Source organism: Bordetella ansorpii (assembly GCF_900078315.1).
Classification (GTDB): domain Bacteria; phylum Pseudomonadota; class Gammaproteobacteria; order Burkholderiales; family Burkholderiaceae_B; genus Bordetella; species Bordetella ansorpii.
Genome location: NZ_FKBS01000025.1, coordinates 894,129 through 903,190, shown reverse-complemented (window position 1 = coordinate 903,190; position 9,062 = coordinate 894,129). Strand labels below are relative to the sequence as shown.

Annotated in this window: 8 protein-coding genes; 3 read left to right on the top strand and 5 right to left on the bottom strand. The window is 68.0% G+C overall.

Going from position 1 to position 9,062, the window contains the following annotated elements; all coding sequences use genetic code 11:
- Positions 1-226: 226 nt before the first annotated feature.
- Positions 227-499, top strand: a complete 273-nt coding sequence (locus tag A7W11_RS21775; RefSeq protein WP_066419085.1) for a metal/formaldehyde-sensitive transcriptional repressor — start codon at positions 227-229, stop codon at positions 497-499.
- A 71-nt stretch (positions 500-570) separates the two neighbouring features.
- The gene (gene dmeF / locus A7W11_RS21770; RefSeq protein WP_066419082.1) at positions 571-1,587 is read left to right on the top strand and encodes a CDF family Co(II)/Ni(II) efflux transporter DmeF; all 1,017 of its coding nucleotides are present in this window, start codon (positions 571-573) and stop codon (positions 1,585-1,587) included.
- A gap of 113 nt (positions 1,588-1,700) precedes the next feature.
- Here the strand turns inward: dmeF and A7W11_RS21765 are convergent, their stop codons facing one another.
- From A7W11_RS21765 to A7W11_RS21750, 4 genes are read right to left on the bottom strand one after another with little or no spacing between them, the layout of a single operon-like run.
- Entirely contained in the window at positions 1,701-2,681 is a 981-nt protein-coding gene (locus tag A7W11_RS21765) for a threonine/serine dehydratase (protein WP_066419080.1), read from the bottom strand.
- A 23-nt stretch (positions 2,682-2,704) separates the two neighbouring features.
- Positions 2,705-3,982 carry an MFS transporter gene (locus tag A7W11_RS21760; RefSeq protein ID WP_066419078.1) on the bottom strand — a complete coding sequence of 426 codons (1,278 nt, stop codon included), beginning with the start codon at positions 3,980-3,982 and terminating at the stop codon, positions 2,705-2,707.
- A gap of 33 nt (positions 3,983-4,015) precedes the next feature.
- Complete coding sequence (gene argE, locus A7W11_RS21755; RefSeq protein WP_066419076.1) at positions 4,016-5,206, bottom strand: acetylornithine deacetylase; 1,191 nt, start codon at positions 5,204-5,206, stop codon at positions 4,016-4,018.
- Positions 5,203-5,568, bottom strand: coding sequence for a RidA family protein (locus tag A7W11_RS21750; protein WP_066419075.1), 366 nt, complete (start codon positions 5,566-5,568; stop codon positions 5,203-5,205). The genes argE and A7W11_RS21750 overlap by 4 nt, the downstream gene beginning before the upstream one ends.
- Positions 5,569-5,770: 202 nt before the next feature.
- On the opposite strand from A7W11_RS21750, the gene A7W11_RS21745 reads away from it, so the two are divergent.
- On the top strand, positions 5,771-6,778 hold the full coding sequence (locus tag A7W11_RS21745; protein WP_066419073.1) for a helix-turn-helix transcriptional regulator: 1,008 nt from the start codon (positions 5,771-5,773) through the stop codon (positions 6,776-6,778).
- A gap of 75 nt (positions 6,779-6,853) precedes the next feature.
- Here A7W11_RS21745 and A7W11_RS21740 read toward each other — a convergent pair whose 3' ends face one another.
- Positions 6,854-9,034: a malate synthase G gene (locus A7W11_RS21740; protein ID WP_066419071.1), complete on the bottom strand. Its 2,181-nt coding sequence runs from the start codon at positions 9,032-9,034 to the stop codon at positions 6,854-6,856.
- Positions 9,035-9,062 lie beyond the last annotated feature (28 nt).

Genomic DNA, 9,062 nt, shown 5'->3' with positions numbered 1-9,062 from the left:
GGGGGGGGGGCGCGGTTACGGGGGCTGTTCATGCGGCGAAGCGAAGGCATCTTAGTGGCTTTTGCCGGGAGGGCCTGTGCCGTCATGCTCGTTCTGGTAACGAAGCTTGACGCGATGCAAAGGACGATGGGTGGCGGGTGCCCCCTGGGACGAGCATGAGAGTGGTTGACTGGGCGTGGCCGACAAAATAATATAACCCCCTAGACTATATTTGCATCAAGATCCCATGTCCCATACCACCCGCCAGAAAGACAAGCTGATCGCCCGCGTGCGCCGCATGCGGGGCCAACTCGAAGCCGTCGAGCGCGCGTTGGATACGGGAGAGTCCTGCATCGAGGTGCTGCGCCAGTTGGCATCGGTGCGCGGCGCCGTCACCGGACTGACGGCCGAGGTCATGGCGGACCACCTGCAGGAGCACGTGGTCGACGAAGACTCGCACAGCGCGCGGCACCAGGCGGGCGATGAACTGGTCGAGGTCATCCGCGCGTACCTGAAATAGGGCGCGCCACGTTGTCTTGCCGGACCTGTGAAGGCCCGGGTACCGCCGAAGGATCGGCAAGGAGTCTTCCCATGAGTACCGTGCAATCGCTCGGCCATGATCATTTTTTCCTCAGCAGCGACCACCAGCGCAACGAGCGCAAGGTGTGGCTGGTGATCGCCTTGACGGCCGCCATGATGGGGGCCGAGATCGTGTGTGGCACGATCTACGGCTCGATGGCGCTGGTGGCCGATGGCTGGCATATGTCCACGCACGCGGGCGCCATGCTGATGACGGCGCTGGCCTATCGGTATGCGCGTCGCCATGCGCGCGATCCACGTTTCACGTTCGGCACCGGCAAGCTGGGCGACCTGGCGGGCTTTGCCAGCGCCATCGTGCTGGTGTTGATCGCGTTGCTGATCGGGTGGGAAAGCCTGGTGCGGCTGGCCAACCCGGTGCCGATCAGCTTCGGGCAGGCCATCCTGGTGGCGGTGATCGGGCTGGGGGTGAACCTGGCGTGCGCGTGGCTGTTGAAGGATGACCATGGGCATCACCATCACGGGCATGCGCATGGGCACGATCATGGTCATGGTCATGGACATGCCGCGCACACGGCAGCGCATCCGCATGCTCACGGCCACGGCGCGCATGCGCATTCAACGCCGGCGGTTCCAGATAAGGTCCGCGACAACAACCTGCGCGCCGCCTACCTGCACGTGCTGGCCGACGCGCTGACCTCCGTGCTGGCCATTGTGGCACTGCTGGTGGGACGCAGCTATGGCTGGCTATGGGCCGATCCGCTGATGGGCGTGGTGGGGGCGCTGGTGATCGCGCGTTGGTCGTGGGGCTTGATCCGTGACACGGGCAACGTGCTGCTGGATGCCGTGCCGCAGGGCGACGCGGTGCGCCGCGACATCCGCCAGGCGGTCGAGCCCACGGGCGCGCAGGTGACGGACCTGCATGTGTGGCAGGTGGGGCCGTCGCGTTACGCGGCCATCGTGTCGCTGGCCGCGCAGGCCCCGCACGATCCAGCCTTCTACAAGGCCCGGCTGGCGCACATGGAGCAGCTGGCGCACCTGACGGTGGAAGTGCAGCCGCTGGCGGGCTGAACGGCATGCATCATGCAGGCATGGCGCGTTTCACCGCGCAGGCGAGGACGCGTCCACGGACCCGGTGCTCGCCTGTTGATTCTTCTGGCCGATTGCCCGACCCCTCCGTCCGGTCAAACGCCCAGATGCTTCGCCAGCGTGGCCGGGTCCGTATTGGTGCCGCACAGCAGCACGCCCACGCGCTTGCCGGCCAGTTCGGCCTTCAAGGGCCCCACCAGCCCCGCCGTCGCGGTGGCGCAGGCCGGTTCCACGGCCAGCTTCATTTGATCGAACAGCAGCCGCATCGAGGCGCGGATCTCATCGTCGCTGACCTTCACCAGGCGGTCGACGTTGCGGCGGCACAGGTTGTAGCCGTACTGCTCGGTGTGCGGCGCCATCAGGCTGTCGGCGATGCTCTGCATCGCGCCCATCTTGATCGGGCCGTCGGCCAGGAAGCTGCGGTGCATGGCGTCCGCGCCCTCGGGTTCCACGCCATACACCTGGCAGTGCGGCGCGATCAGCTTCACCGCGGTGGCGATGCCGGAGATCAAGCCGCCGCCGCCAATGGGCACGATGACCGCGTCCAGCTCGCCGGCCTGCTCCAGCCATTCCTGGCCCAGCGTGGCGGTGCCCAGCACGGTGCGGTAGCCGTTGAAGGGATGCACGAAGAAACGGCCTTCCCCGGCCTCGATCCGGCGCACCGTGTCGAACGCGGTCTGGCCGTTTTCGGCCAGCACGACCTCGGCGCCGTACTGATGGCACAGCGCCACGCGCGCCGGGCTGGCGGTCTTTATCATGACGACCTTGGCCGATACGCCCAGGCGCATCGCCGCATAGGCCACGGCCACGGCATGGTTGCCGGCCGATACGCACGTCACGCCCGCCGCGCGGCCGGCTTCGTCCAGCGCCAGGATGTTCGAGAACGCGCCGCGCGCCTTGAAGGTGCCGCTGGCCTGCAGCAGCTCGAACTTGAAGTTCAGCCGCGTGCCGGGCATGGGCTCGAAGTCGTCCCGCTCCTGCGCGGGCGTGGTCCGCACCCAGGGTTGCAGTTGCGCGCGGGTCGCCGTGATGGCCGCGAGGTCGGGTTGGGTGGTGGTGTCGTAAGGCGAGGTCATGGGTACAACAACTCCGATGGAGGTCAACGCAGGCCCAGCTTGCCGCGCACGCCGATCAGGGCGGCGATGCTGATCACGGCGGCGAAGATCAGGTAGAAGCTGGGCGCGTAGGGATTGCCGGTGGTGGAGATCAGCCAGGTGATGATGAAGGGCGCGAAGCCGCCGAAGATAGTGACGGCAATACTGTAAGCGAGCGACATGCCCGTGGTGCGGGTGCGCGTGGGGAACAGGTCGCTCAACAGCGCGGGCAGCGCGCCGAAGTAGCCCGACAGCAGCACGCCGATGACGATCTGCACCGCGATCATGGTGCCGAACGTGGGCGACTGCGCCAGCATGTGCAACAGCGGATAGATCACCACGCCGAACAGCACCGCCGACACCAGCATGATGCCGGTGCGCCCATGCTTGTCCGACCAGCGCCCCACCAGCGGCGCGCAGATGAACTGCACGATGCCGGTCACCAGCGTGGCCGCGAAGGCCGCCGATTGCGGGATCTTCAGCGTCTTCACCGCGTAGGTCGGCATGTACAGCACCAGGTATGTGGCCACCGTGCCCAGCACCACGGTGCCGATGGCCAGCAAGAGGCGCAGGCGGTTGTGGGAGAACGTGTCGGCCAGCGGCGTCTCGTTGGGGCCGGCCGCCAGGAAGTCGGGCGTCTCGTCGATGCGGGTGCGGATGTAATAGGCCACCGGCCCGATCAACAGGCCGAAGAAGAACGGGATGCGCCACCCCCAGCTTTGCAGTTGCTCGGGCGTCAGGTATTGCGTGAGGCCCGCGCCGAAGCCTGCGGCCAGCAGCGTGGTCAGGCCCTGGCTGGCCACCTGCCAGCTGGCGAAGAAGCCGCGGCGGTTGGGCGTGTGTTCGGCCAGGAAGGCGGTGGCGCTGCCGAACTCGCCGCCCGCCGAGAAGCCCTGGATCATGCGCGCGATGACGATGCCGATGGGCGCCCACAGGCCGATGGCGTCGTAGGTGGGCATGATGGCGATCAGCAGCGTGCCCAGCATCATCAGCATGATGGACAAGGTCAGCGTGGCGCGGCGGCCGACGCGGTCGGCGTACACGCCCAGCACCAGCGCGCCCAGCGGCCGCATGAAGAACGAGACGCCGAAGGTGCCCAGCGTCAGCAGCAGCGAGATGGTGTCGTCGCCCGTGGGAAAGAACAGCTTGGAGATGGTGACGGCGAAGAAGCCGTAGACCACCAGGTCGAACCATTCGAGCGCGTTGCCGATGGAGGCGGACGCGATGATGCGGGCGGAGGACGGCGGCTTTCTGCCGGAGGCCGTGAGGGTGGCGGTGTTCATGTGATTATGGTTTCCCCGAGGGAGCGCGTGCGGCTAGGGTTGCGCCAGGTTGTCGATGACTTTGTCCAGGAACGCCGCGCACCGCGTGATCTGGTCCAGCGCGACGAATTCGTTGGGCCGGTGCGCCTGCTGGATGTCGCCGGGGCCGCAGATCACCGACGGAATGCCGGCGCGCTGGAACTGGCCGGCCTCGGTGCCGTAGGCCACCTTGCGCGTGTCGCGGTCGGCGGTCAGCGCGCGCACCAACTGCGTGATGGCGGCCTGTTCGGCGGCGTCCAGCGAGGGCGCGCCGGCCAGCGCTTCCAGTTCGATGGCGGCGTTGCCGTGTTCGGCGCGCATGCGCGGCAGCAGTTCGTTGTTGGCGTAGTCCTGGATGCGGCTGAAGAAGCGCTGCGGATCGGCGCCCGGCAGATTGCGGTGCTCGAACTCGAACTGGCACAGTGCCGGGATGGTGTTGACGGCGATGCCGCCCTGGATGGTGCCGACCTGCGCGGTGCTGAAGGGCACGTCGAAGGCCTGGTCGAAGGGGCCGTCGCGCCGCATCTCGTCGGCCAGGTCGCGGATGAAGCAGATCAGCCGCGCGGCGTACTCGATGGCGTTCAGGCCGCGCGGCGTCAGCGATGAATGCGCCGCCTGGCCGCGCACGCAGCAGCGCCATACGTTGATGCCCTTGTGCGCCACGATCACGCGCATCGACGTGGGTTCGCCCACGATGCAGCCCTCGGGCTGCACGCCGCGCGCCTTCAGGTCGGCCAGCATCACGGGAGCGCCCAGGCAGCCCAGTTCTTCGTCGTACGACAGCGCGAAATGCACGGGTCTGGACAAGCGCGTGGCGGTCAGGCGCGGCACCAGTGACAAGGCGGTGCCGATGAATCCCTTCATGTCGCAGGTGCCGCGGCCGTACAGCTTGCCGTCGTGGATCCGGGGGGTGAACGGGTCGTGGTCCCATTGCTGGCCGTCCACCGGCACGGTGTCGGTGTGGCCGGACAGCACGATGCCGCCCTGGACGTTGCCGTCGTGCGCGGGCACGGTGGCGTACAGATTGGCTTTGGCGCCGCTGTCGTCGTGGCTCAGGTGGCAGCCGATGCCGGCGCGGCGCAGGTCGTCGCGCACCATCTCGATCAGGCCCAGGTTGGAGTTCCGGCTGGTGGTGTCGATGGACACCAGGCGCTGGATCCAGGCGACGGCGGCGTCGGTGGGGGTGTCCTGATGGGCGGCATTCATGAGGCGCTCCTGATCTGTGCGACGGCCTCGATCTCGACCAGCGCGCCGGGCAGCATCAGGTCGGCGCGCACGGTCGAGCGCGTGGGCAGCGTGGCGTTGCCGAAGAACTCGCCATAGGCCTGGTCGAACGCGCGGAAGTCTTCCACGCGGGTCAGCCACACGGTGGTCTTGACGATGTCGGCGCGCGACAGGCCCTCGCTGGCCAGATGCCGTTCCAGGTGTTCGAGGCAGGTGCGGGTCTGCGCGGCCACGCCCTCGCCGACGATGCGGAACCCTTCGCCGAAGGCCATCTGGCCCGAGACGAACACCAGGGCGCCCGTGCGGCGGGTCAATGAGAACTTCGGAAGCGGGATGTCTGTCATGGCGGGCTGCGGCGCTGAAGGGGATCGTCGGTCCAGCATAGTCACGTGCCGGCCCGCGCGCTTCTGAGCGAACGGCAGGTTTGTTTGCGCGGCGGGCAGGCGATGCTGCATGGCCGCATGATTGCGGGTTTACCCGCGAGTGATGGCGCGGCAGCCGTCGTGTGCTTGACGCTGGCGAAAGCGTGCCGCTAACGTCTTCGACATGACCCCAGACGCCTTCAGTGCCGTGCAGCATCCCGTGGTGGGCAGCGGGTTGCACGCCTACGTGCCGCACTCGTTCGAAGTGACCGATATCGCCGCCACCGGCTCGGCCTGCTTCATCGCGTCGCGGCCGGTGGGGGCGGGCATGCAGGGCTACCGCGACACGCTGGTGTTCGGCGCGGGCCTGTCGGCCAGTTGGGCCGAGGTGGCGCGGCCAAGGGATATCGAGGAACAGTACGACTGCAGCGGCGCGCTGAAGATCCATCTGCGCCTGGCGGGCGAGTCCGCCATCACCGATGGCCGCGAGCCGGTGCACGCCATCGGCGCGGGGTCGTGCAGCGCGTTGTTGCAACCCTGCGGCGCGCGCAAGATCGAGGTGTTCCGCGCCAGCGACCGCGAGCGCTCCGTCACCGTCTCGTGCACGCGCGACTACCTGCTGCATGAACTGGGCCTGGATGCCGAACGTTATGGCGGCGCGCTGGCGCGTTATCTGGCGGGCGGGCCCGATCCCTTCGCGTTGTTCCATGCCAGCCTGTCGCTGGGTCTGCGGCAGGCGGCACAGAGTTTTTTCGAGACGATGGATGACCGCGTGCAGCGGCGGCTGCGATTGCAGTCCAGCACGCAGGATGTGCTGCGGCATTTCTTCGCGCTGATGCGCGAGGCCGACGAGGCGGTGTGTCCGCCACGGCCGCGCGACCAAGCCATCGCCGAACGCGTGGCGCGGCGCCTGGCCGATGCGTTGCGCGAGCCGCCCAGCCTGCAGGAGCTGGCGGACCAATCCGGTGTCAGCGTGTCCAAGCTGGCGCGCACCTTCAAGGCCGTGCAGGGCGTGACCTTGTCGGAGTATCTGCTGGCCGCGCGCATGCGCCATGCGATGGCGCTGATACGCCAGGCCCGCCTGCCGGTGACGCAGGTGGCGCTGGAAGTGGGCTACGACCACGCGGGCAATTTCTCCACCGCGTTCCGCCGGCACTACGGCATGTCGCCGCGGGATGCGGCACGCGGCTGAGTGCTCTGTCCATCGAACGAAAAAAGCGTCTCGTGCCTGACCGGCACGAGACGCTTTTCGATGACGCGGGATGGATCAGCGCTGCGCGGCCTTGAACGCCAGGCGGTACTGATGCAGCAGCGGCTCGGTATAGCCGTTGGGTTGCGCCAGGCCTTCGAACACCAGCGCGCTGGCGGCGCGATAGGCGATGGAGGCGTCGAAGTCCGGCGCCATCGCGCGGTAGTGCGGGTCGTTGGCGTTCTGCTGGTCGACCACGGCGGCCATGCGCTGGAAGGTCTGCTCGACCTGCTCGCGGGTGGTGATGCCGTGGCGCAGCCAGTTGGCGATGTGCTGGCTGGAGATGCGCAGCGTGGCGCGGTCTTCCATCAGGCCCACGTTGTTGATGTCGGGCACCTTCGAGCAACCCACGCCCTGGTCGATCCAGCGCACCACGTAGCCCAGGATGCCCTGCGCGTTGTTGTCCAGCTCGCGCTGGATGTCTTCGGCGGACCAGTCGGACGGATTGCCCACGGGCACCGTCAGCAGGCCGGACAGCAGTTCGTCGCGCACGTCATCCAGCTTGGTCTTTTCCAGTTCCCGCTGGACGGCCTGCACGTCGACCTGGTGGTAGTGCAGCGCGTGCAGCGTGGCGGCGGTGGGCGAAGGCACCCAGGCCGTGTTGGCGCCTGCCTTGGGATGGCCGATCTTCTGTTCCAGCATCGCGGCCATCAGGTCGGGCATGGCCCACATGCCCTTGCCGATCTGGGCGCGGCCGCGCAGGCCGCAATCCAGGCCGACCAGCACGTTGCTGCGCTCGTAGGCGGTGATCCAGGCGCTGGACTTCATGTCGCCCTTGCGCATCATCGGGCCCGCTTCCATGGACGAGTGCATCTCGTCGCCGGTGCGGTCCAGGAAGCCGGTGTTGATGAAGGCCACGCGCTCGGCGGCGGCGGCGATGCAGGCCTTCAGGTTGACGCTGGTGCGGCGCTCTTCATCCATGATGCCCATCTTCAGCGTGTTGCGCGGCAGCTTCAGCAGGTCTTCGACGCGCGAGAACAGTTCGCTGGCGAAGGCCACTTCGGCCGGGCCGTGCATCTTGGGCTTGACGATGTACACCGAGCCGCTGCGCGAGTTGCGGCGCGCCTGCAGGTCGTGCAGCGCGGCCAGCGAGGTGACCACGGCGTCCAGGATGCCTTCGGGCAGTTCGCGGCCATCGCGGTCCAGCACGGCCGGGTTGGTCATCAGGTGGCCCACGTTGCGCACGAACATCAGCGAGCGGCCGTGCAGCGTCAGCGTGCCGCCGGCGGGCGCGTGGTATTCGCGGTCGGCGTTCAGGCGGCGCGTGAAGGTCTTGCCGCCCTTGCTGACCTCCTCGGCCAAGTCGCCCTTCATCAGGCCCAGCCAGTTGCGGTAGACCAGCACCTTGTCGTCGGCGTCGACGGCGGCGACCGAGTCTTCGCAGTCCATGATGGTGGTGAGCGCGGCTTCCAGCAGCACGTCCTTGACGCCGGCGGCGTCGGTGGCGCCGATGGCATGCTGGCGGTCGATCTGGATCTCGAAGTGCAGGCCGTTGTTCTTCAGCAGCAGGGCGTCGGGCGATTGCGCATCGCCCTGATAGCCGGCGAACTGCGGCGGGGTCTTCAGGTCCGTGGACTGGCCGTTCTTCAGGGCCACGGACAGCTTGCCGTCCTGCACGGTGTACGCGGTGGCGTCGGTGTGCGAACCCTGGGCCAGCGGGGCGGCGCCATCGAGGAAGGCGCGCGCGCGCGCGATGACGGCCTGGCCGCGCTGGGCGTTGTAGCCTTTGCCGGCCGCCAGGTCGCCTTCCTGCGAGATGGCGTCGGTGCCATACAGGGCGTCGTACAGGCTGCCCCAGCGGGCGTTGGCGGCGTTCAGCGCGTAGCGCGCGTTGGACACGGGCACCACCAGTTGCGGACCGGCCTGCTGCGCGATTTCGGTATCGACGTTCTGCGTGCCGGCCTGCACCGAGGCGGGCTGCGGCTGCACGTAGCCGATGGTTTCCAGGAACTTGCGGTAGGCGGCGGCATCGGCGATGCGGCCCGGACGGGCGCGGTGCCATTCGTCCAGCTTCTGCTGCAGCAGGTCGCGCTGGGCCAGCAGGTCGCGGTTGCGCGGGGCCAGGTCGTGCGCCAGCTGGGCGAATCCCTGCCAGAAGGCGGCGCTGTCCAGGCCGGTGCCGGGCAGGGCTTCGTCTTCGATGAAGCGGTACAGGACGGTCGCCACTTGCAGGCCGTGTTGCGGGGTGCGGTCGGTCATGGATGTCTCGAGGCTTGGGGGCAGGGGT